The following is a 23,056-nucleotide window of genomic DNA, read 5'->3' on the forward strand; positions in this document are numbered from 1 at the left end:
TCGCCATGACAATAACTCCACAACAACTGATTGCGCTGCTACCGCTGCTGATCGTCGGATTGACGGTGGTGGTTGTGATGCTCTCCATTGCGTGGCGACGCAATCACTTCCTGAATGCCACGCTGGCGGTTCTGGGTCTGAACGCTGCGTTAGTCTCCCTCTGGTTTGTTGGCCAGGCGGGGGCGATGGACGTCACGCCGCTGATGCGCGTTGACGGCTTCGCTATGCTCTACACCGGGCTGGTGCTGTTAGCCAGCCTGGCGACATGTACCTTTGCTTACCCGTGGCTGGAAGGCTACAACGACAACAAAGAAGAGTTTTACCTGCTGGTTCTGATTGCTGCCCTTGGCGGTATTCTGCTGGCCAATGCCAACCATCTGGCGGCGCTGTTCCTCGGCATCGAGCTGATCTCTCTGCCGCTGTTCGGCCTGATTGGTTACGCCTTCCGCCAGAAGCGCTCTCTGGAAGCGAGTATCAAGTATACGATCCTGTCTGCTGCTGCTTCGTCCTTCCTGCTGTTTGGTATTGCGCTGATCTACGCTCAGTCCGGTAACCTCTCTTTCGAAGCGCTCGGCAAGAGCCTCGGCGACGGCATGCTGCACGAGCCGCTGCTGCTGGCGGGTCTGGGCATGATGATCGTGGGCCTCGGCTTTAAACTCTCTCTGGTTCCGTTCCACCTGTGGACGCCAGACGTTTACCAGGGTGCTCCGGCGCCGGTATCCACCTTCCTGGCGACGGCGAGCAAAATCGCTATCTTCGGCGTGGTGATGCGTCTGTTCCTCTACGCACCGGTTGGCGAGAGTGAAGCGGTTCGCGTGGTGCTGGGCATTATCGCCTTCGTCTCCATCATCTTCGGTAACCTGATGGCGCTGAGCCAGACCAACATCAAGCGTCTGCTGGGCTACTCCTCCATCTCCCATCTGGGCTATCTGATGGTGGCGCTGATTGCCCTGCAGAGCGGCCAGATGTCCATGGAGACCGTCGGTGTCTACCTGGCTGGTTACCTGTTCAGCAGCCTCGGCGCGTTCGGCGTGGTGAGCCTGATGTCCAGCCCGTACCGTGGTCCGGATGCAGATTCCCTGTTCTCCTACCGTGGTCTGTTCTGGCACCGTCCGATCCTCTCTGCGGTGATGACGGTGATGATGCTCTCTCTGGCGGGTATCCCGATGACGCTGGGCTTTATCGGTAAGTTCTACGTGCTGGCAGTGGGTGTGCAGGCGGGTCTGTGGTGGCTGACGGCGGGTGTCGTTATCGGCTCCGCGATTGGTCTCTACTACTACCTGCGCGTTGCCGTGAGCCTGTACCTGAGCGCGCCTTCGCAGCTCAACCGCGATGCGCCGGGCAACTGGCAGTACAGCGCCGGGGGTATTGTGGTACTGATTTCCGCGCTGCTGGTACTGATCTTCGGTATCTATCCGCAGCCGCTGATCACCATCGTGCAGCACGCGATGCCATTAATGTAAAAGCAAAAACCCGCCTCGGCGGGTTTTTTTATTGCCGGGTGGCGCTGCGCTTACCCGGCCTACAAGACCGTAGGCCCGTGCAAGCGAAGCGCCGCCGGGCTTAAGCCAACTGCTTACGGCTAATCAACGGCCCTTCGATTTTCTTCGTTGCCCGCTCCAGCACCTCTTCAATCACCGACGACAGCTCGTTCAGCTCGAACTTCGCCACGTAGCCGTCAGCTTTCACCTTGCGGATATGGTCTTCGTTGGCATTACCGGAAAGCGAGGAGTGGATCACCACCGGAATGTCCTTCAGGATGGCGTCGGTTTTGATCTTGCGCGTCAGGGTAAAACCGTCCATCTCCGGCATCTCGAGATCGGTGAGCACCAGCGCGATCTTATCGGTGATCGGCACCCCTTCCGCCTGCGCCTGCGCCGACAGCACGCCAATTTTCTCCCACGCCTCTTTGCCGGTAATGTGCATCAGCGCCGGGATCTCCATCGCCTGCAGCCCTTTTTCCAGCATTGAGCGCGCCACTTTGGAGTCTTCCGCCACAATTGCCACCGCACCTGGCTTGATATTGAATTTAGTGGTTTTCAGATCGGTCGCATGCAGGTCGTGGTTGGCCGGGGTGATGTCATAGAGGATCTGCTCCACGTCCAGAACCATCGCCAGATCGTTGGTATCGGTCTTCTCGTCCAGGCAGGCAATGCTGGTGATATAGCGTCCGCTGACGGCGGTTTCCGCCGCATGCACCTGCTTCCAGTCCAGTCGCATGATGTTCTCAACCGACTCCACGGCAAAGGCCTGGACGCTACGGGCGTACTCGGTGATCAGCAGAATGTTAAGGCCGGTGGTGGGCTTGCAGCCTGCCACCGCGGCCAGATCGATGACCGGGATCACCTGATCGCGAATGTTGACCATACCCATCAGCGGCGACTTCATCCCCGCCGGTTTGGTGAATGCTGGCATGGGCACAATCTCGCGAAGCTTAAAGACGTTGATGCCGAACAGCTCAGATTTGTTTTCATTCAATGAGGTGCCCAGACGAAACAGCAGCAGCTCAAAACGGTTCGACAGGGTAAGATTTGCCCTGTCATCAATGTCTTTCTGGAAGTTATCCATGTTTGCCCCTAAGTGAAAAATACCTGCCTGGTTTGGTTATCGGCAGTTTTGGGGAAAACCAGAGCATTAAACGCGCACTGTAGCAAAATCTTCTGCGAGCCGGGTGTCGGCAAACACGGTGCGGCACTCGGCCAGCAGCATGGCGCAGCCTTCGGCGTCATAGCGGGAGCTGACGTGGGTGACGATCAGTTTTTTTACCTGCGCATCCCGGGCAAGCATGGCCGCCTGACGCGTCGAGCTGTGGCCGCGGCTGTTGGCCTTCTCCTCCATCGCACTCTCAAGGGTGGCCTCATGCACCAGCAGATCAACCCCGCTTGCCAGCGCAAGGGCGTTCTCGCAGGGGGCGGTATCGCCAAAGATCGCCAGCTTTTTACCGGGGCGGGGCGGGGAGAGATAGTCGGCGCCGTTGATCGTCCGGCCATCTTCCAGGGTCACGCTTTCACCGCGTTTCAGCTGCTGGAACAGCGGGCCGAAAGGCACGCCAGCCGCAACGAGCGCCGCACCATCCAGCGCGCCGGGTTTATCGCACTCCTCAATACGAAAGCCGTAACACTCTACGGGGTGATTGAGCGCCGCGGCGGTCACGGTATAGGCATCATCACTGAACACCACTCCCGGTTTGATCTCAATAATCTCGAGGGGATAGTCAGTCCACGAGCCGCTGATCCGCAGGCTGGTTTCGACAAACTCCCGGATACCGGGCGGGCCGTAAATGGTCAGCGGGTGAATATTGCCCGCCATTGAACGGCTGCACAGCAGCCCCGGCAGGCCAAAAAGGTGGTCGCCGTGCAGGTGGGTAATGAAGATTTTATTCAGCTTGCCGGGATGGGCGGCGGTGCGCAGCAGCTGATGCTGCGTGCCTTCGCCGCAGTCAAACATCCACAGTTCGCTGCGGGTGGGGTGCTGTAGATCCAGCACCAGGGATGTGACGTTGCGCGTACGGGTCGGCACGCCAGCGGATGTTCCTAAAAAAAGCAGCTCCATAATGCACTAAGCCTCTGCGCCGGGGACGAAAAGTCATTAGTATAACGGCTACCTATACGATAAGGAGACCTCCATGATCCAGTGGCAAGATCTGCACCATAGCGAGCTGACCGTTCCTGCGCTTTACGCCTTACTTCAACTTCGCTGCGAGGTGTTTGTGGTAGAACAAACCTGCCCTTATCAGGACATTGACGGCGACGATCTGGTGGGAGAGAACCGCCACATCCTCGGCTGGAGAGATAACCAGCTGGTGGCGTATGCGAGGATTCTGAAAAGCGACGATGATTTTTCCCCGGTTGTGATTGGCCGGGTGATTATCAGCCCACAGGCGCGGGGCGAAAAGCTCGGCTACGCCCTGATGGAGCAAACGCTTCGCTCCTGTGAAAACCACTGGCCGAACAAGGCCTTATACCTGGGCGCGCAGGCGCATCTGCAGGCGTTTTACGGCCATTTTGGTTTTGTCCAGGTGACCGATATTTACGATGAAGACGGTATACCGCATGTCGGGATGGCGAAAGAGGAACAACAAGCGTAACAGGCGGAATTGGCAGGCATTGTCTATAGTTATCGAACTGATGCAACCACATGGAGAACACTATGTCTTTTCAATCATCGGATAACCATGTTGATGACGATCTGACCCTGCTGAGTGAAACCCTGGAAGAGGTCTTACGCTCTTCCGGCGATCCGGCCGATCAGAAATACGTTGAGCTTAAAGCGCGTGCTGAGCAGGCTCTGCATGATGTGAAAACGCGCGTTGGCCATGCGTCCGATCAATACTATTACAGGGCCAAAAAAGCGGTCTACCGTGCGGATGATTATGTCCGTGAAAAACCATGGCAGGGGATTGGCGTAGGCGCCGCCGCTGGTCTGGTGTTGGGTATTCTGCTCGCCCGCCGTTAACAACACAGCACGAAGGCTTCTCCCTGCCAAATCGGGGGTACTGCATTTTCTTATAAGTACCCCTTATAATGTGAGGTTTTTGAGCTGGGAGAAGTTCGCGTGCACTCGATTTCCACCGCGCTGGAAGGTCTTTGCCATCAGTTAGCTGCTGATTTTCCCGAGGCGCCTGGCCTGCATTGTCTCGATGTCTCCTTTCCCCTGAACGATGCGTTCGACCCGCTCGGCTGGCTGAATGCCCAGCAACTCTACCCGCAGTTCTACTGGCAGCAGCGCAATGGCGATGAAGAGTACGCCGCGCTGGGGGCGATAAAGCATTTCCCCTCGTTATCCGCTGCCCGTCAATTTTTGCACTTGTATCCGCACGCGCCCGATCTTCGGGTGGTTGGCGTTAACGCGTTCGATCCAGCGCAGGGCAGCCTGTTCCTGCCGCGTCTGCTGTGGCAGCGCTTCGGCGGAACCGCCACGTTGCGCCTGGTGCTCTGGAGCGACACTTCGTTAAAAACCGAGGCCATCCGCGCGCGGGAGTTTGTACGTTCCCTGGCGGAGAGCCAGCCGGTTGCCCCGGTGACGCAGACGGTGGAGAGCGAAACCCATCAGCCTGACAAAGCAGGCTGGCTGCAGTTAATCATCCGGGCGACAGACGCCATCGCCCGGGGGGAGTTCGATAAAGTGGTGCTGGCCCGGGCCACGGATCTGCAGTTTAACCAGCCGGTAAACCCTGCCGCGCTGATGGCCGCCAGCCGCCAGGTCAACTTCCAGTGCTATCACTTCCTGATGCGCAGCGATGCCAGCCAGGCGTTTCTCGGATCCTCACCGGAACGGCTGTGGCGGCGGCGTGACGTGCTGCTGCGCACCGAGGCGCTGGCCGGGACCGTTGCCAGCCATCCTGACGATGCCAGGGCCGCCCGCCTGGGGAACTGGCTGATGAACGACGATAAAAACCAGCGTGAAAACATGCTGGTGGTGGAGGACATCTGTCAGCGTCTGCAGCGTGATAACGGGGTGCTTGACGTGCTTCCGCCGCAAATCGTGCGGTTGCGTAAGGTTCAACATTTACGCCGCTGCATCTGGACCACGCTGCAACAGCCGGACGATGAGCAGTGCCTGCTGCGCCTGCAACCCACGGCGGCAGTGGCCGGTTTGCCGCGCCAGGCGGCGTGGGAGTTCATCGCCCGCAATGAACCCTTCGACCGGGAGTGGTATGCCGGTTCTGCGGGTTATCTCTCGTTGGCGCAAAGCGAGTTCTGCGTGGCGCTGCGTTCGGCCAGGGTACAGGAGAACGCCGTTCGCCTGTATGCCGGGGCAGGGATCGTGAGCGGTTCCGACCCTGAACAGGAGTGGCAGGAGATTGAAAATAAAGCCGCCGGACTGCGCACTCTGCTCCTAAAGGATTAATACTGAGTCGTACATTCCCGATTCATATCAAAATTACATCTTTCTCTATTATTTATACTACGTCGCAATATTGATACCGGACAATTCCATGTCAGTGAGTTCATTTAACCGACGCTGGGCGGCGGTGATCCTCGAAGCCCTGACCCGCCATGGGGTCAGGCACGTTTGCATCGCGCCAGGTTCGCGCTCGACGCCGCTGACCCTGGCCGCTGCTGAAAACCGTGCCTTTATTCATCACACCCATTTTGATGAGCGCGGCCTCGGGCATCTGGCGCTGGGGCTGGCAAAAGCCAGCGACGCGCCGGTGGCCGTCATCGTCACCTCCGGTACGGCCGTGGCGAATCTCTATCCCGCGCTGATTGAAGCCGGTCTGACCGGTGAAAAACTGGTCCTGCTGACCGCCGATCGCCCCCCGGAGTTAATCGACTGCGGCGCAAACCAGGCCATTCGCCAGCAGGGTATTTTTGCTTCCCATCCCTCTCAGACTCTGTCGCTGCCGCGCCCGACCCGGGATATTCCTGCCCGCTGGCTGGTCTCGACGGTGGATAACGCCCTGGGCGCGCTGCGTGCGGGCGCGCTGCACATTAACTGTCCGTTTGCCGAGCCGCTATATGGCGAAATGGATGATACCGATCTCGACTGGCAGCAGGCGCTGGGCGACTGGTGGCAGAGCGATAAACCCTGGCTGCGCGCACCGGCGGAGCTTTCAAGCCCTATCCAGCGGGACTGGTTCTTCTGGCGACAGAAACGCGGCGTGGTGCTCGCGGGCAGGATGAGTGCCGAAGAGGGCAAACAGGTGGCCCAGTGGGCGCAACGGCTGGGCTGGCCGCTGATTGGCGACGTGCTCTCCCAGACCGGACAGCCGCTGCCGTGCGCCGATCTCTGGCTCGGCAACGCCAGGGCCGTCACCGAGCTGGAGCAGGCGCAGATTGTGGTGCAGCTTGGCAGCAGCCTGACGGGAAAACGCCTTTTACAGTGGCAGGCTACCTGCACGCCGGAAGAGTACTGGCTGGTGGATCCGCACGAAGGGCGGCTCGATCCCGCGCATCATCGTGGGCGTCGGCTGGTCTCCGGCGTGGCCGACTGGCTGGAACGGCATCCGGCGGAAAAACGCGCCCCCTGGGCAAGCGAAATCCCCGAACTCTCCCGCCAGGCCTGGGCGCTGACGGCGCAACACAGCGACGCATTCGGCGAGGCGCAGCTCGCGCACCGCATCCATCGCTATCTGCCCGAACAGGGACAACTGTTTGTGGGCAACAGCCTGGTGGTGCGCCTGATTGACGCCTTCTCCCGCCTGCCGGCGGGCTATCCGGTGTTCAGTAACCGGGGGGCCAGCGGCATTGACGGGCTGATCTCCACTGCCGCCGGGGTTCAGCGCGCCAGTGCCCGTTCGACGCTGGCCATTGTCGGCGATCTGTCGGCGCTCTACGATCTGAATGCGCTGGCGCTGCTCCGTCAGGCCTCTGCGCCCTTTGTGCTGATGGTGATCAACAACAACGGCGGGCAGATTTTCTCCCTGCTGCCGACCCCGCAGAGCGAACGGGAACGCTTTTATCTGATGCCGCAAAACGTGCAGTTTGAACATGCCGCGGCGATGTTCAGCCTCAGGTATCAGCGCCCTGAGAGCTGGGATGAACTGGAGAGCGCGCTCAACACGGCGTGGAGCAAACCCGGCGCCACGCTTATCGAAGTGGTGGTGAACGACAGCGACGGGGCGCAGATGCTGCAAAACCTGCTGGCACAGGTCAGCCACCTGTGATCCTCGCGGGAACGCAGCGTATAGGTCAGGCGGATAAACCCTGGCTGGTGTTCCTGCACGGTTTTTCCGGCGATTGCCGCGAATGGCAGCTGCCGGGCGAGCATCTGGATGCGTATCCCCGGCTGTATCTCGATCTGCCGGGGCACGGCGAGTCGGCGTCCATTGCGGTGAGCGATTTCGCTGACGTCAGTCGCCTGCTGGAATGCACCCTTGTTAGTTACAACATACTTAGCTACTGGCTGGTGGGGTACTCCCTCGGCGGCCGCATTGCACTGTATCACGCCTGCCAGCGGCCCGACGGGCTGCAGGGGCTGATCGTCGAGGGGGCGCATCCCGGTTTGAGTGATGAACATGCACGCGCAAGCCGCCGCGCCTCCGATGCCCACTGGGCCGCGCGTTTTCGCCAGGAGCCCCTGGAAGCGGTGTTTGCCGACTGGTATCAACAGCCGGTCTTTGCCTCGCTCACCCCGGCGCAGCGGGAGCAGCTGGTCGCTCTGCGTAGCCACAACAACGGGACGACCCTGGCCGCGATGCTGCAGGCCACGTCCCTGGCAGAACAACCCGATTTACGGGCGGCGCTCGCTGAGAGCACCGTCCCTTTTTTCTATCTCTTTGGCGAGCAGGACCACAAGTTTCGGGACATTGCCCGGCAACTTTCTGCGATCCGCCATGAAATTCCTCACGCCGGACATAACGCCCATCGGGAAAACCCCGTTGCGGTGGCTGAGCGTCTGGCCCAGATACTCCGTCTTTCAACAAAGGACACTCTATGATCTACCCTGATGAAAACATGCTCTACGCACCGGTGGAATGGCAGGACTGCTCCGAAGGCTATACTGACATTCGCTACCACAAATCGGCGGACGGCATCGCCAAAATCACCATCAACCGTCCGGAAGTGCGCAACGCGTTTCGCCCGTTAACCGTCAAAGAGATGATCCAGGCCCTGGCGGATGCCCGTTATGACGACAACATCGGCGCGATCGTCCTGACCGGAGAAGGTGAGAAGGCGTTCTGCTCCGGTGGCGATCAGAAAGTGCGCGGCGACTACGGCGGATACCAGGACGATGCGGGCACCCACCACCTGAACGTGCTCGACTTCCAGCGCCAGATCCGCACCTGCCCGAAACCGGTTGTCGCGATGGTGGCGGGTTACTCCATTGGCGGTGGTCACGTCCTGCATATGATGTGCGACCTGACGATTGCCGCCGAGAACGCCATTTTCGGCCAGACCGGCCCGAAAGTCGGCTCCTTCGACGGCGGCTGGGGCGCGTCTTACATGGCCCGCATCGTCGGTCAGAAAAAAGCGCGTGAAATCTGGTTCCTGTGTCGCCAGTACAACGCCCAGGAAGCGCTGGATATGGGCCTGGTGAACACCGTGGTACCCATTGCCGACCTCGAAAAAGAGACCGTGCGCTGGTGTCGTGAAATGCTGCAAAACAGCCCGATGGCGCTGCGCTGCCTGAAGGCGGCCCTGAACGCCGACTGCGACGGTCAGGCCGGGCTGCAGGAGCTGGCGGGCAACGCCACCATGTTGTTCTACATGACCGAAGAGGGCCAGGAAGGACGTAACGCCTTCAACGAGAAGCGCCAGCCGGACTTCAGCAAATACAAACGGAATCCGTAATGCGTAGCGTGCAGATCTACCGCTGGCAGGTACCGATGGACGCGGGTGTGGTACTGCGCGAGCGGCGGTTAAAAACCCGCGACGGTCTGTTCGTTTATCTGCAGCACGACGGACGGGAAGGGTGGGGAGAGATCTCCCCCCTGCCGGGCTTCAGCCGTGAGTCGCTGGAAGACGCAGAAGCTGCCCTGCGGGCCTGGTGCATAGCCTGGCGTGACGGCGAAGAGCCGCTGCTGCCGGGCGTGGCGTCGGTGGATTTTGGCATCAGCTGTGCGCTGGCCGAGCTGGCTGGCCTTTTACCTGATGCGGCCAACTACCGCGCGGCGCCGCTCTGTACCGGCGATCCCGATGAGCTGTTTGCCGTCCTCGCCGCGATGCCGGGCGAGAAAGTGGCGAAGATCAAGGTCGGCCTGTATGAAGCGGTGCGTGACGGCATGGTGGCGAACCTGCTGCTGGAGGCCATCCCGGATCTGCGCCTGCGCCTGGATGCTAACCGGGCCTGGACCCCGCTGAAGGCGCAGCAGTTTGCGAAGTACGTTAACCCTGCGTACCGGGATCGGATTGCCTTTCTGGAAGAGCCCTGCAAAACCCGCGCGGACTCGCTGGCATTTGCCCGTGAGACCGGGATCGCCATCGCCTGGGATGAAAGCCTGCGCGAGGACGATTTTGAATTCGCGGCCGAGCCGGGCGTCAGGGCGGTGGTAATCAAGCCCACGCTCACCGGCAGCCTCGCGAAGGTGCACGAGCAGGTAAAAGCGGCGCATGCCCTGGGGCTGACGGCGGTGATCAGCTCGTCCATTGAATCGAGCCTCGGCCTGACCCAGCTGGCGCGCATTGCCGCGCAGTTCACGCCGGATACCCTTCCCGGCCTGGACACCCTGAACCTGATGCAGGCGCAGCTGCTGCGCACCTGGCCGGGCAATACCTTGCCATGTCTGGGCCGCGAGGCGCTGGAGCCGCTGCTATGACCTTTTCCGACTGGCCGTGGCGGCACTGGTGCGCGCATAAAGCCGATCAACCGGCGCTGCGGCTGAATGACGATGTGCTCACCTGGCAACAGCTGTGCGCGCGTATCGACAGCCTTGCCGCCGGGTTCCGGCATCAGGGTGTGGAGGACGGCGAGGGCGTCATGCTGCTCGCCTGTAACCACCCGCAGACGCTGCTGGCCTGGCTGGCGCTGCTCCAGTGCGGGGCGCGCATTCTGCCTGTGAATCCCCAGCTTCCGGGACCGCTGCTGGACGTGCTGCTTCCGCAGATGACGCTGAACCATGCGCTGGTGCTGGACGGCGCCTATGACGGCATCGCTTTAGTTAGCCTCTCAGAGATGCCGGGTGAGTATGCTGTCCCCTGGCAGCCGGAACGTCTGGCCTCCATGACGCTCACCTCCGGCTCGACCGGCTTGCCGAAAGCGGCGGTGCACACCTGTGCGGCGCATCTTGCCAGCGCAGAAGGGGTTCTGGCGCTGATGCCCTACGGCGATGATGACGACTGGCTGCTCTCCCTGCCGCTGTTCCACGTTTCTGGCCAGGGCATTTTGTGGCGCTGGCTGCAGGCTGGCGCGCGGTTAACCGTGCGTGAAAAACAGCCGCTGGAGCAGGCGCTGCAGGGTTGCTCCCATGCCTCTCTGGTGCCGACACAGCTCTGGCGTCTGCTTAATGCTCAGCATCAGGTTGCGCTGAAAGCCGTCCTGCTCGGCGGAGCGGCAATTTCTGTTGAATTAACGGAGAAGGCGCGTGAGCAGGGTATTCGCACTTTCTGCGGTTATGGTCTGACGGAGTTCGCCTCAACCGTCTGTGCGAAAGCGGCGGACGGCGAGCCGGACGTTGGCGCTCCGCTGCCCGGCAGGGAGGTGCAGGTTGTTGACGGTGAGGTCTGGATCAGAGCGCAAAGTATGGCGGCAGGCTACTGGCGGGACGGGGCGTTACTCTCCCTGACGAATGCTCAGGGCTGGTTTGCCACCCGCGATCGCGGGGAGTGGCAAAACGGGCGCCTGACCATTTTAGGCCGCATGGATAATCTCTTTTTCAGCGGGGGAGAGGGGGTTCAGCCGGAAGCCGTTGAGCGGATCATCGTCACGCATCCGCAGATAAGCCAGGTGTTTATCGTTCCGCTGGACGACGCCGAGTTCGGGCAGCGTCCGGTCGCGGTGGTGGAGTGTGAGCCGGGAACCGATATTGCCCGCTTCCCTGACTGGATCCGGGGCAGGGTGGCGCGCTTTGAACAGCCGGTACACTGGCTGGCATTGCCCGCTGAGCTAAAAAATGGCGGGATTAAAATCTCCCGCCAGGCGTTAAAACAGTGGGTCAATGCCCTGCTGAGAGGCTAATCAACCAATATCCGGCTGCGGCTTGCGCTGACGGCGGCGCACCAGACGCAGAACCGGCGGCACCACGATCACCATAATCGCCATCGCCAGCAGGATCTTCGTCACGCTGCTTTCCCACAGGATCGCCATATTGCCGTTGCTGATGGAGAGGGCGCGGCGCAGGTTCTGCTCCAGCATTTCCCCTAACACAAACCCTAAGATCAGCGGCGACATCGGGAAGTGCATCTTGCGCAGGATGTACCCCAGCACGCCGAGCAGCACCATCAGCACCAGGTCGAAGGTGGTGCTGTGCACCGCGTAGACCCCAACCGCAGAGACGGCTGCAATGGCGGGCACCAGGAACCACAGGGGAATGGTCAGCATGCGGGTGAAGAGGCCGATCAGCGGGATGTTCATCACCAGCAACATCACGTTGGCGATCAGCAGCGCCGCAATCAGACCCCAGACAATATCCGGCTGCTCGGTAAACATCGCCGGACCCGGGGTGATGTTATAGAGCGTCAGCGCGCCCATCATCACCGCCGTGGTACCGGAACCCGGCACGCCGAGCGTCAGCATCGGGATAAACGAACCGCAGGCCGAGGCGTTGTTTGCCGCTTCGGGCGCCGCCACGCCGCGAATATCGCCTTTGCCGAAGCTGTCGCTGTTACCGCTCAGCTTTTTCTCGGTCATGTAGGTGATAGCACTGGCGATGGTCGCCCCCGCGCCGGGCAGAATGCCGACGAAGAAACCAATCACCGACGAACGCAAGGTGGCGCCGATACACTGCGCACCCTCTCTGGCGTTAAAAATCATGCGGCCGGTTTTGCGGACCAGCGTCTGCCCGCTGCTGGTATGTTCCAGCATCAGTAAAATTTCAGAGACAGAGAACAGGCCAATCACCACGACGATAAACTGCACGCCGTCGGACAGGTGAACGCTGTCGAAGGTAAAGCGATACACCCCGGTGTTAGCATCCACGCCGACGGTGGCTAAGCCTAAGCCAATCAGCGCGGATAAAAACGACTTCAGCGGATTCTGCGCCATCATGCTGCCGAGGCAGGCGATGGCGAACACCATCAGCGCAAAATACTCAGCCGGACCAAACGCCAGCGACCACTGGGCCAGCGCCGGAGCAAACAGGATGATGCCGCCGATGGCAATCAGCGACCCGAAAAACGAGCTGACCGCCGAAATAGAGAGCGCCACCCCGCCGCGTCCCTGCTGCGCCATCGGGTAACCGTCCAGCGCGGTCATGATGGCGGCAGCGTCGCCGGGCACGTTAAGCAGTATCGACGAAATACGCCCGCCGTACTCGCAGCCGATGTAAACCGTCGCCAGCAGGATCAGCGCCGACTCTGCGGGCAGGTGCAGGGCAAAGGCCAGCGGCAGCAGGATTGCCACGCCGTTGATGGGCCCCAGGCCCGGCAGCAGGCCGACAATGGTCCCGACGAAACAGCCGATCAGGGCAATGACCAGGTTTTCCGGGGTCATCGCTACCGCGAACCCCTGAGAGAGATAAATCCAGGTATCCATAGCGTGCTCCGTTAGTTAAACCAGGCGCCGAGGGGCAACGTCACGTCCAGCAGGCGGTCGAAGGCGTACCAGAGTAAAATGCCCAGCACGACCCCGGAGATCCCCGCCGCAGGCAGCGAGGCGTTAAACAGCATGCCAATCACCATCGTCAGCAGGGCGGTGGCAATCGGAAAGCCGAGCCACTCAAAGCCCCACGCGTAGGTCAACAGCACAATCACCATCACCAGCAGACGTTGCAGGGTGCGGCGTAGCGGCCACTGCACGTCATCCGGCTGTCGCAGCAGCAGGGCGACGGAGCAGAGCAGCATCAGGCCGACAATGCCCATCGGGAAAGGGCGAGGCCCCACGGGTTCATAGCTGTATTCGCTGTGGATCTGCCAGGCGACGAACAGCCCGCCAATACAGAGCAGCAGCCAGATCCCGGCAAAAATACGATCGCTCATAGCGCCTCCGGTTATTTCGCCAGTCCAAAGGCTTTCGCCTGCTCGCGGTAGTCATTCACCTGTTTTTTAACGTACTCATCCAGCTGCTTGCCGTTGAGGTTAAACTCAAACAGCCCGCGCAGATCGCGCTGTTTCTTAAACTTTTCGGTCTGCTGAAGTTTGTTGAACGCGTCGACCCACCACTGGTACTCGGCATCGGTCACTTTTGGCCCGACGAAGAATCCGCGGATGATTGGCCAGACCAGGTTATAGCCCTGCTCTTTGGCGGTCGGGACGTTCGCCAGCTGGCCCGGCAGTCGGTTTTCTGAGAAGACCGCCAGCACGCGGATTTTATCGCCGCTCAGGTAGGGCACCATTTCACTGAGATCGCCCGAGACAGCCTGAACGTGATTGCCCATCAGCGCCGTGACGGGCTCGCCGCCGCCCTCAAACGCCACATAGCGCATCTTGTGTGGATCCACTTTTGCCTGCTGCGCCAGCAGGGCGGCTTTCATCCAGTCCTGGCTGCCGATCGATGCACCCGCGCCAATCACTACGCTGTTCGGATCTTTTTCCATGGCGGTCAGCAGATCCTGAAGGGATTTCCACGGGGAGTCTGCCCGCACGGCAATCATGCCGTAATCGGTGCCGACGGTGGCGAGCCAGCGCACGTCATCCACACCGTAGCGGCCAAATTTGCCCTGGGAGAGGTTCAGCAGCGAGCCGCCGGAAAAGGCCACCACGGTGCCCGCTTCGGCAGGGCGCTGGGCGACAATCGCGTTATAGGCCACCGCGCCCACGCCGCCGGGCATGTAGGTGACGCGCATCGGTTTTTCGATAGCCTTCGTCTCCAGCAGGCTGACCTGAATCAGCTTGCAGGTGAGATCAAAGCCGCCGCCTGGTTTAGCCGGGGCGATACATTCGGTGCGGGACGGGGCATCCTGCGCCTGGACGACAGAGGCACTCAACAGCAATACGCTTGCAGCAAGGGTAGAAAGTAATTGTTTTTTCATCGTTTATCCTCACGCCGGAGAACCGGGAGTACGGGTACAGGTCTTTTTTCTGATTATGTGAACCACCTTGTGGCGATTCCGTTGCGTGATTGTTAAAACATTAACCTTTCATTTCCCTTTCACTGCGACACCAACTTTACAGGATGTGATATGCGTCTCTTACTCGCGGAAGATAATCGTGAGCTGGCTCACTGGCTGGAGAAAGCGCTGGTGCAGGGTGGCTTCGCCGTGGACTGTGTGAACGACGGCCGGGCGGCCGACCATCTGTTGCAGGGTGAAAGCTATGCCGTCGCCGTCCTGGATATCGGCATGCCCGGTTTTGACGGGCTGGAGGTGGTCCATCGCCTGCGCAAGCGCGGCCAGACGCTCCCCGTGCTGTTTCTCACTGCCCGCAGCAACGTGGCGGACAGGGTGACAGGGTTGAATGCCGGGGCGGATGACTATCTGCCGAAGCCGTTCGAGCTGGAGGAGCTCGATGCCCGGCTGCGCGCCCTGCTGCGCAGAAGCGAAGGGCGGACTCAGGAGCGTCAGCGCCTGGGGGAGCTGGAGTACGACGATGAAGGCTTTTTTCTGCTGCGCGATGAGCCGCTGTCCCTGACGCCGCGCGAGCTCTCTCTGCTGAAAGTGTTGATGCATCGCCGGACCCGACCCGTCTCCCGACAGCAGCTTTTCGACCAGGTGTTCAGCCTGAACGACGACGTTAGCCCGGAGAGTATCGACCTCTATATCCATCGCCTGCGCAAAAAGCTGAGCGGCAGCGGGGTGCGGGTAACCACCCTGCGCGGGCTTGGCTACGTGCTGGAGTGCGGCGATGAGGTGGGTTAAGCCGCAGTCGCTTTACTTTCAGCTGCTGCTTTTTCTGGGCCTGCCGTTGCTGCTGTTGTGGGGATTGTCCGCGTTTAACAGCTACGTCAGTGCGCTGCAGGCGGCGACGCAGGCCTACGACCGCACCCTGCTATCCTCGGCGCGGACGGTCTCCGAGAGGCTGGTGGTTCATGACGGCAGGCTCGAGGTGAATGTGCCCTGGGTGGTGCTCGACAGCTTTGAGCTCAACATGAACGACCGGCTTTACTACAAGGTGGTCGCCCCCGACGGGCGGGTGATCTCCGGTTATGACGATCTGCCGAAGATGCCCCCTTCAACGTCGCGTACCACGCTCTACCCGGCGCTGGCCTGGTTTTATCATACCGAATACCGCGGGCAGGCGATCCGCGTGGCGAAACTGCTCCAGCCCGTCAACGAGGACGGTATCGTCGGCATGGCGGAGATCTATGTCGCCGAAACGCTGCAGTCCCGCCGCTATCTCGCCAGCAGCTTGCTGTTCTCGTCATGGGTATCTCAGGGGATGCTGGTCCTGCTGACGCTGATTTTAACCGCCTGGCTGTTGCGCCGCGTGCTGCGCCCGATGCGCCAGCTCTCATCCCTGATGGTCCGGCGCGAGCCGGGGGTGCTGGCCCCGCTGCCCGAGTTGCTGCCCTGGTCAGAAACCCGACTGCTGATCGTGGCCTTCAACCGCTATATTGACCGGTTGCGCGGGGTGCTTTCGCGCCAGGAGCGCTTCAATGCCGATGCCTCTCATCAGCTCAAAACACCCTTAGCGGTGCTGAAAACCCAGGTCTCGGTTGCCCTGACGCGGGACGATCCGGCGCTGTGGCAGGAGAGCTTACGGGCGATGAACGTGACGCTGGATAACACCATCGTGCTGACCGAGCGCCTGTTACAGCTTGCGGCGGTGAAGCGTAAAGAGCAGGAGGAGCACCCGTTTGCCGCCGTCGATCTGGTGCAGGTGGTGCAGAATTGCTGCTTCTCCCGGCTGGCGCAGGCGCGCAGCAAAGCGATCGATCTGGGATACGACGGTGAGCAGCAGCCGGTGATAATCGAAGGAGATGAAGTTTTGCTGGGCGAGCTGTGCGCCAATCTGCTGGAGAATGCGATTAAATACACGCCGGAGCAGGGGATGGTGACGGTGTACCTGCGCACCCATAACGGCGCGGTTGAACTGAGCGTGGAAGACAGCGGACCGGGAATAGCCGAGGATCTGATCCCGCAGGCCATGCTGCCGTTTCGCCGTCTGGATAACGTGGGCGATGCCAGCGGATCGGGCATCGGTCTGGCGCTGGCGAGCGATATTGCCCGCCTGCACCGCAGCCATCTTCAGCTGTCGCGCAGCGAAACCTCTGGCGGGCTGTGCGTGAAAATGCGTTTTCTCCTGATGGCATAAAGGCAGATATTATCAAATCGTTACAAACTAATTGTCTGACGCACGCAGAGTCCATTGATCCCTGAGAGTCTCAGGGTAAAATCTCGCGGTTTTGGGACATTCATGAATAAAATTGTGCGGGATCACGACAATGAAAAAAGTGGCATTACTGGGCTTAAGCGGCCTGATGTTTGTATCTGCGGCGGCTAACGCTATCTCCTTTAACGGCTCGGCGGGCGAGGACTATACCCACCTGGGCTTTGGTCTTGGCACGGATAGCGCAGGTCTGGCGATGACCGGCGGCTGGACGCATAACGATGACGACGGCGATGCGGCAAGCCTGGGGCTGGGGTTCAATATCCCTCTTGGTCCATTCCTCGCAACCGTCGGCGGTAAAGGCATTTACACCAACCCGAACGACGGCGACGAAGGCTACGCGGCAGCGGTCGGCGGTGGCCTGCAGTGGAAAATTGGCGACAGCTTTGGCCTGTTTGGCGAGTACTACTACTCTCCGGACTCCCTCTCCAGCGGTATCGACAGCTATGAAGAAGCCAACGCCGGTGCGCGCTGGACCATTATGCGTCCGATTACCATTGAAGCGGGCTACCGCTACCTGAACCTGGCGGGCAAAGATGGCAACCGCGACAACGCCATTGCTGATGGCCCGTACGTGGGCGTGAGCGCAGGCTTCTGATCCCTTCGGCGCGGCGTTCTGCCGCGCCTGTTTCTCTCCCTCTCCCCGCCGATTGCGTTATAGTGTTTTCACCACCTAAGCGGGAGAACACAATGATAAACGTGGAGATGCTGTCCACTGGCGATGAAGTGCTGCATGGACAAATTACCGATACCAATGCGGCCTGGCTGGCTGATATTTTCTTTGAACAGGGATTGCCGTTAACACGGCGTAATACGGTGGGTGACTCGCTGGAGGCACTGGTTAACGTTTTGCGCGAGCGCAGCGAACACGCCGACGTGCTGATTGTGAATGGCGGGCTCGGCCCCACCAGCGACGATCTGAGCGCGCTGGCCGCCGCCACGGCAAAAGGCGAAGAGCTGGTGCTGCACACCGAGTGGCTCAGCCATATGGAACGTTTCTTCAGCGACCGCGGCAGGGTGATGGCGCCCAGTAACCGCAAGCAGGCCGAAATCCCGGCCAGCGCGGAGCTGGTGGATAACCCGGTTGGCACCGCATGCGGCTTTGCTATTCAGCTTAACCGCTGTCTGATGTTCTTCACCCCCGGCGTGCCCTCCGAATTTAAGGTGATGGTCGAACAGGAGATCCTGCCGCGACTGCGGGCCCGTTTTACCCTTCCTGAACCGCCGATTTGCCTGCGTCTTACTACCTTTGGTCGCTCCGAAAGCGATCTGGCCCAGAGCCTCGATCATCTCGCTTTACCGCCGGGCGTCACGATGGGGTATCGCTCTTCGATGCCGATTATCGAACTGAAACTCACCGGCCCGGCGACGGAAAAAGCCGCGATGCTGGCGCTGTGGCCAGAAGTTCAGCGCGTCGCGGGTGAGAATCTGATTTTTGAAGGCACCGAGGGGTTACCGGCGCAGATCGTTCGTGAACTGCAGGCCCGTCAGCTAGGCCTGACCCTGAGCGAGCAGTTCACCGGCGGGCTTCTGGCTCTGCAGTTATCCCGCGCCAACGCCTCGCTGCTGGCAAGCGAAGTGGTGCCTTCTCAGGAAGAGACCCTGGCGCAAACCGCGCACTGGGCCGCCGAACGTCGGGTGAACCACTTCGCCGGGCTGGCGCTGGCGATCTCCGGGCTGGAAGAGGAGCATCTTAACTTTGCCCTTTCTACTCCCGAAGGCACCCACGGCCTGCGCGTCAAAATGAGCGCCACGCGCTACAGCCTGGCGGTACGTCAGGAGGTCTGTGCGATGATGGCGCTGAATATGCTGCGTCGCTGGCTGAACGGCAAACCCGTTGCCAGCGAGCATGGCTGGATCAACGTGGTTGAGTCGCTGTTCCTGCCGTAACCGTTGCGCGCCGGGCTCCCCGCCCGGCGCCTGTTTGTCCAACCTGTTGTACTCGCCAGATTTTTTTCCGTGCTGTTTATCACATAATTCCACTGCTGCTTGTCCAGCAGGCTGGATAGCGCGCGAGATTTGAACTCGCTCACAAATAAACTCCCTCACAGCCGCAACACTGATTCCAGTATTCAGGACTGGAGTCCACTATGCTGGAATCAAGCAAAGTACCGGCGCTGACCCGCGCCATCGACATTCTCAACACCATTGCCCGTCTGGGGCCGTGCAGTGCCGCGACCATCATCGAGGAGCTCGGCATCCCGAAAAGCACCGCCTATCTGCTGCTGGGCGAGCTGAGAAAACAGCGCTTTCTGAGCCTCGATAACCAGGATAACTACTGCCTGTGGACCAAGCTGGTGGAGCTGGCAGGCCACGCCGTCAGCCGGATGGATCTGCGCGAGCTGGCGCGCCCGCGTCTGACCCGGCTGATGGACGAATGCGGCATGCTGTGCCATCTCGGCATCATCGATCACGATAACGCCTACTACATTCTGAAGATCGAGTCCCCGGCCACCATCAGCGTGCGCTCCCACGAGGGCAAAAGCCTGTCGCTCTCCCGTTCGGGCATTGGCAAGTGTCTGCTTGCCTGGCAACCCACCCAGACGCAGGAGGCGATTATCGCCGGCCTGAGCTGGGAGCGAGCCACCCCGACCACCATTACCGATCCCGGGCAGCTGCGTAGCGAGCTGGCACGCATTCGCGCCAGGGGCTGGAGCTTTGATAACGGCGAAGACTACCCCGACGTGCGCTGCGTGGCGGCCCCGGTCTTTAATGCCAGCAACGAACTCACCGCGGCGATCTCGGTGGTGGGCACCCGGCTGCAAATCAACGAGGACAACCGCGACTACCTGGCCGGTAAAGCCATTGCCTGCGCGAAAGACATTTCCCGCTTACTGGGCTGGAAAAGCCCCTTCGAACAACACGCCTCATAAAATGGAGAACATCATGACCCTACCAAAGATTAAACAGATCCGCGCCTGGTTCACCGGTGGCGCTACGGCAGAGAAGGGCGCTGGCGGCGGCGATTATCACGACCAGGGGGCTAACCACTGGATCGACGACCACATCGCCACCCCGATGAGCAAATACCCGCAGTATGAGCAGTCGCGCCAGTCGTTCGGCATTAACGTCCTCGGTACGCTGATTGTCGAAGTGGAGGCCGACAACGGCCAGACCGGTTTTGCCGTCTCCACCGCAGGAGAGATGGGCTGCTTTATCGTGGAGAAACACCTCAGCCGCTTTATTGAGGGCAAGTGCGTCAGCGACATCAAGCTCATCCACGACCAGATGCTCGGGGCGACCATGTTCTATGCAGGCTCTGGCGGGCTGGTGCTGAACACCATCTCCTGCATCGACCTGGCGCTGTGGGATCTGTTCGGCAAGGTGGTTGGGCTGCCGGTCTACAAGCTGCTGGGCGGTGCGGTACGGGATGAAATTCGTTTTTACGCCACCGGCGCGCGCCCGGACCTGGCGAAAGAGATGGGCTTCATCGGCGGTAAAATGCCGACTCATCGGGGGCCGCACGACGGCGACGCCGGGATCCGCCAGGATGTGGCGATGGTGGCGGAGTACCGGGAAAAATGTGGCCCTTATTTCTGGCTGATGCTGGACTGCTGGATGAGCCAGGATGTGAATTACGCCACGAAGCTGGCCCACGCCTGCGCGCCCTATAACCTGAAGTGGATTGAAGAGTGCCTGCCGCCGCAGCAGTATGAAGGCTACCGCGAGCTGAAGCGCAATGCCCCGCCGGGCATGATGGTAACCAGCGGCGAGCACCACGGCACCCTGCAGTCCTTCCGCACGCTATCGGAGACCGGGATCGACATCATGCAGCCGGACGTGGGCTGGTGCGGCGGCTTAACCACGCTGGTGGAGATCGCCGCCATCGCCAAAGCCCGTGGGCAGCTGGTGGTGCCGCACGGCTCGTCGGTCTACTCCCATCACGCGGTGATCACCTTCACCAACACGCCGTTCAGCGAATTCCTGATGACCAGCCCGGACTGCGCCACGCTGCGTCCGCAGTTTGACCCGATCCTGCTCGATGAACCGGTGCCGGTGAATGGCCGCATCCACAAATCGGTGCTGGATAAACCCGGTTTCGGCGTCGAGCTCAACCGTGACTGCGCCCTGAAACGTCCTTACAGCCACTAAACCGCCGCGCCGCGCACCGGCGTGGCGTCACCGTTCACTGAGGATTGTCTATGAGTATGACTCTGCTTGACGGCGTGGTCAGGAAAAACCGCGCCCGTCTGATCCCGTTTATGCTGGCGCTGTACGTGCTGGCGTTTCTGGATCGCTCTAACATCGGCTTCGCCAAGGAGAGCTACCAGATCGATACCGGGCTCAGCAACGAAGCCTACGCGCTCGGGGCCGGGATCTTCTTTGTGGTCTATGCCCTGCTGGGGGTTCCCGCCAACCTGCTGATGCGCAAATTCGGTGCCCGGACGTGGATTGGCACCACCACGCTGCTGTGGGGATTCCTCTCTGCGGCGATGGCGTGGGCCGATACCGAAAGCAAATTCCTGCTGATCCGCACCCTGCTGGGGGCGGCGGAAGCGGGCTTCTTCCCCGGCATGATTTACCTTACCTCCCAGTGGTTCCCCCAGCGCAACCGCGCCAGCATCATGGGGCTGTTCTACATGGGCGCGCCGCTGGCGCTGTCGCTCGGATCGCCGCTCTCCGGCGCGCTGCTGGAGATGCATGGCTTTATGGGCCACCCCGGCTGGTTCTGGATGTTTGTTATCGAAGGGCTGATCGCCGTGGGGGCCGGGGTCTTTACCTTCTTCTGGCTTGACGATACGCCGCAGCAGGCACGCTTCCTGAACGCAGAGGAGAAACAGGCGCTGATCAACCAGCTGGCGAGTGAAGAGCAGAGCAAAGCGACGTCACGCCTGAGCGATGCCCTGCGCAATGGCCGGGTCTGGCAGCTGGCCTTTATCTACATGACCATTCAGATTGCCGTTTACGGGCTGATCTTCTTCCTGCCGACCCAGGTCGCTGCGTTGCTTGGCACCAAAGTGGGCTTTACCGCCTCGGTGGTGGCGGCGATCCCGTGGGTTGCGGCGCTGTTTGGCACCTGGCTTATTCCGCGTTATTCCGACCGCACCGGCGAACGGCGCAATATCGCCACCCTGACGCTGCTGGCCGCCGGTATTGGGGTGGGTGTCTCGGGGCTGGTGTCGCCGGTACTGGCGATAATGGCCCTGTGCGTGGCCGCGGTGGGGTTCATTGCCGTGCAGCCGGTTTTCTGGACCATGCCGACGCAGCTGCTCTCCGGCACCGCGCTGGCGGCAGGGATTGGCTTCGTCAACCTGTTTGGCGCGGTGGGCGGTTTTCTCGCCCCGCTCATCCGGGTGGAAGCCCAGAACGTCTTTGGCAGCGATGCCGCCGGGCTGCTGGCGCTGGCCGCCATCGCCATTCTCGGATCGCTGGCGATCTTCGTGCTGGGGGTGACCCGCTCCGTGCCGCAGGCCGACCGCATACATCATTAATTTTCAGGGAGTTATTATGCAGAACGTTCTTTCTAACCCTTTTAAGCAGGCCCTGCGAAACGGCGAACCGCAGATTGGGCTGTGGCTGAGTTCCACCTCGTCCTACATGGCGGAGATAGCGGCAACCTCAGACTATGACTGGCTGTTAATCGACGGGGAGCATGCGCCTAACACCGTTCAGGATCTCTACCACCAGCTGCAGGCGATTGCCCCTTATGCCAGCCAGCCGGTGATCCGCCCGGTTGACGGCGAGCGCAGCCTGATCAAACAGGTGCTGGATATTGGTGCCAGAACGCTGCTGATCCCGATGGTCGACAGCGCAGAGCAGGCGCGGGAGATCGTCTCGGCTACGCGCTATCCGCCGCTGGGCACGCGCGGCGTCGGGGCAGGGGTGGCGCGAGCGGCGCGCTGGGGACGAGTCGAAAATTACATGGCTCAGGCCAATGACGAGCTCTGCCTGCTGATTCAGGTGGAGAGCAAAACTGCGCTGGATAACCTGGATGCGATCCTGGAAGTGGAGGGGATTGACGGCGTGTTTATCGGTCCGGCCGATCTGTCGGCGTCGCTGGGTTATCCGGACAACGCCGGGCACCCGGAAGTCCAGGCGATTATCGAGCGCAGCATTCGCCGCATTTGTGCTGCGGGTAAAGCCGCAGGCTTTCTTGCAGTCGATCCACAGATGGCGCAAAAGGCGCTGAGCTGGGGGGCGACCTTTGTTGCGGTAGGCGTGGACACCATGCTCTACACCGACGCCCTCGACAGGCGGCTGGCGATGTTCAAAACGCCATTATCCGCAGCCAGTAAAACGAGTTATTAATC

Annotated in this window: 22 protein-coding genes; 17 read left to right on the forward strand and 5 right to left on the reverse strand. The window is 60.7% G+C overall.

What is annotated here, in order from left to right:
* Positions 1-5 precede the first annotated feature (5 nt).
* A complete protein-coding gene (gene nuoN, locus FFB58_RS10825) occupies positions 6-1,463 on the forward strand; it encodes an NADH-quinone oxidoreductase subunit NuoN (protein ID WP_039030981.1) in 1,458 nt (485 codons plus the stop codon).
* Between the two features lie 100 nt (positions 1,464-1,563).
* Here the strand turns inward: nuoN and FFB58_RS10830 are convergent, their stop codons facing one another.
* A complete protein-coding gene (locus FFB58_RS10830) occupies positions 1,564-2,568 on the reverse strand; it encodes a chemotaxis protein (RefSeq protein ID WP_138369862.1) in 1,005 nt (334 codons plus the stop codon).
* Positions 2,569-2,634: 66 nt separating this feature from the next.
* Positions 2,635-3,552, reverse strand: a complete 918-nt coding sequence (gene rnz, locus FFB58_RS10835) for a ribonuclease Z (protein ID WP_138369863.1) — start codon at positions 3,550-3,552, stop codon at positions 2,635-2,637.
* 73 nt (positions 3,553-3,625) lie between these two features.
* On the opposite strand from rnz, the gene FFB58_RS10840 reads away from it, so the two are divergent.
* From FFB58_RS10840 to menE, 8 genes are all read left to right on the forward strand, one after another.
* Positions 3,626-4,087 (forward strand): GNAT family N-acetyltransferase, encoded by a 462-nt coding sequence (locus FFB58_RS10840; protein WP_138369864.1) that lies wholly within the window; start codon positions 3,626-3,628, stop codon positions 4,085-4,087.
* 62 nt (positions 4,088-4,149) lie between these two features.
* Positions 4,150-4,455 carry a stress response protein ElaB gene (elaB, locus tag FFB58_RS10845; protein ID WP_039030985.1) on the forward strand — a complete coding sequence of 102 codons (306 nt, stop codon included), beginning with the start codon at positions 4,150-4,152 and terminating at the stop codon, positions 4,453-4,455.
* A gap of 99 nt (positions 4,456-4,554) precedes the next feature.
* Positions 4,555-5,850: an isochorismate synthase MenF gene (menF, locus tag FFB58_RS10850; protein WP_138369865.1), complete on the forward strand. Its 1,296-nt coding sequence runs from the start codon at positions 4,555-4,557 to the stop codon at positions 5,848-5,850.
* A gap of 88 nt (positions 5,851-5,938) precedes the next feature.
* A complete protein-coding gene (gene menD / locus FFB58_RS10855) occupies positions 5,939-7,609 on the forward strand; it encodes a 2-succinyl-5-enolpyruvyl-6-hydroxy-3-cyclohexene-1-carboxylic-acid synthase (RefSeq protein WP_138369866.1) in 1,671 nt (556 codons plus the stop codon).
* Positions 7,606-8,382 (forward strand): 2-succinyl-6-hydroxy-2,4-cyclohexadiene-1-carboxylate synthase, encoded by a 777-nt coding sequence (gene menH / locus FFB58_RS10860; RefSeq protein WP_138369867.1) that lies wholly within the window; start codon positions 7,606-7,608, stop codon positions 8,380-8,382. Before menD ends, menH begins: the two co-directional genes overlap by 4 nt.
* Positions 8,379-9,236, forward strand: coding sequence for a 1,4-dihydroxy-2-naphthoyl-CoA synthase (gene menB / locus FFB58_RS10865; protein WP_138369868.1), 858 nt, complete (start codon positions 8,379-8,381; stop codon positions 9,234-9,236). The genes menH and menB overlap by 4 nt, the downstream gene beginning before the upstream one ends.
* On the forward strand, positions 9,236-10,201 hold the full coding sequence (gene menC, locus FFB58_RS10870; RefSeq protein ID WP_138369869.1) for an o-succinylbenzoate synthase: 966 nt from the start codon (positions 9,236-9,238) through the stop codon (positions 10,199-10,201). Before menB ends, menC begins: the two co-directional genes overlap by 1 nt.
* Positions 10,198-11,559, forward strand: coding sequence for an o-succinylbenzoate--CoA ligase (menE, locus tag FFB58_RS10875; RefSeq protein ID WP_138369870.1), 1,362 nt, complete (start codon positions 10,198-10,200; stop codon positions 11,557-11,559). Before menC ends, menE begins: the two co-directional genes overlap by 4 nt.
* On the opposite strand, the gene FFB58_RS10880 is transcribed toward menE, so the two are convergent.
* Genes FFB58_RS10880 through FFB58_RS10890 form a run of 3 tightly spaced genes read right to left on the reverse strand, consistent with a single transcriptional unit; the run spans position 11,560 to position 14,509 of the window.
* On the reverse strand, positions 11,560-13,074 hold the full coding sequence (locus FFB58_RS10880; protein ID WP_039030992.1) for a tripartite tricarboxylate transporter permease: 1,515 nt from the start codon (positions 13,072-13,074) through the stop codon (positions 11,560-11,562).
* An 11-nt stretch (positions 13,075-13,085) separates the two neighbouring features.
* Positions 13,086-13,517: a tripartite tricarboxylate transporter TctB family protein gene (locus tag FFB58_RS10885; protein WP_039030993.1), complete on the reverse strand. Its 432-nt coding sequence runs from the start codon at positions 13,515-13,517 to the stop codon at positions 13,086-13,088.
* 11 nt (positions 13,518-13,528) lie between these two features.
* Positions 13,529-14,509: a tripartite tricarboxylate transporter substrate binding protein gene (locus tag FFB58_RS10890; protein WP_138369871.1), complete on the reverse strand. Its 981-nt coding sequence runs from the start codon at positions 14,507-14,509 to the stop codon at positions 13,529-13,531.
* A gap of 150 nt (positions 14,510-14,659) precedes the next feature.
* On the opposite strand from FFB58_RS10890, the gene tctD reads away from it, so the two are divergent.
* From tctD to yfaU, 8 genes are all read left to right on the forward strand, one after another.
* On the forward strand, positions 14,660-15,334 hold the full coding sequence (gene tctD / locus FFB58_RS10895) for a transcriptional regulator TctD (RefSeq protein WP_039030995.1): 675 nt from the start codon (positions 14,660-14,662) through the stop codon (positions 15,332-15,334).
* Positions 15,321-16,730: a sensor histidine kinase gene (locus tag FFB58_RS10900; protein ID WP_138369872.1), complete on the forward strand. Its 1,410-nt coding sequence runs from the start codon at positions 15,321-15,323 to the stop codon at positions 16,728-16,730. Before tctD ends, FFB58_RS10900 begins: the two co-directional genes overlap by 14 nt.
* Positions 16,731-16,860: 130 nt before the next feature.
* Positions 16,861-17,403 carry a YfaZ family outer membrane protein gene (locus FFB58_RS10905; RefSeq protein WP_039030997.1) on the forward strand — a complete coding sequence of 181 codons (543 nt, stop codon included), beginning with the start codon at positions 16,861-16,863 and terminating at the stop codon, positions 17,401-17,403.
* A 92-nt stretch (positions 17,404-17,495) separates the two neighbouring features.
* A complete protein-coding gene (locus FFB58_RS10910; protein ID WP_039030998.1) occupies positions 17,496-18,695 on the forward strand; it encodes a nicotinamide mononucleotide deamidase-related protein YfaY in 1,200 nt (399 codons plus the stop codon).
* A gap of 200 nt (positions 18,696-18,895) precedes the next feature.
* Complete coding sequence (locus FFB58_RS10915) at positions 18,896-19,678, forward strand: IclR family transcriptional regulator (RefSeq protein WP_039030999.1); 783 nt, start codon at positions 18,896-18,898, stop codon at positions 19,676-19,678.
* 13 nt (positions 19,679-19,691) lie between these two features.
* Positions 19,692-20,897: an L-rhamnonate dehydratase gene (gene rhmD, locus FFB58_RS10920; RefSeq protein ID WP_138369873.1), complete on the forward strand. Its 1,206-nt coding sequence runs from the start codon at positions 19,692-19,694 to the stop codon at positions 20,895-20,897.
* 50 nt (positions 20,898-20,947) lie between these two features.
* Entirely contained in the window at positions 20,948-22,237 is a 1,290-nt protein-coding gene (locus FFB58_RS10925; RefSeq protein ID WP_138369874.1) for an MFS transporter, read from the forward strand.
* Between the two features lie 16 nt (positions 22,238-22,253).
* Positions 22,254-23,054: a 2-keto-3-deoxy-L-rhamnonate aldolase gene (gene yfaU / locus FFB58_RS10930; RefSeq protein WP_138369875.1), complete on the forward strand. Its 801-nt coding sequence runs from the start codon at positions 22,254-22,256 to the stop codon at positions 23,052-23,054.
* Positions 23,055-23,056: the final 2 nt, after the last annotated feature.

Origin of the sequence: Enterobacter sp. MF024, assembly GCF_005843915.1 — a bacterium.
In the GTDB taxonomy this organism is placed as follows: domain Bacteria; phylum Pseudomonadota; class Gammaproteobacteria; order Enterobacterales; family Enterobacteriaceae; genus Enterobacter; species Enterobacter barmai.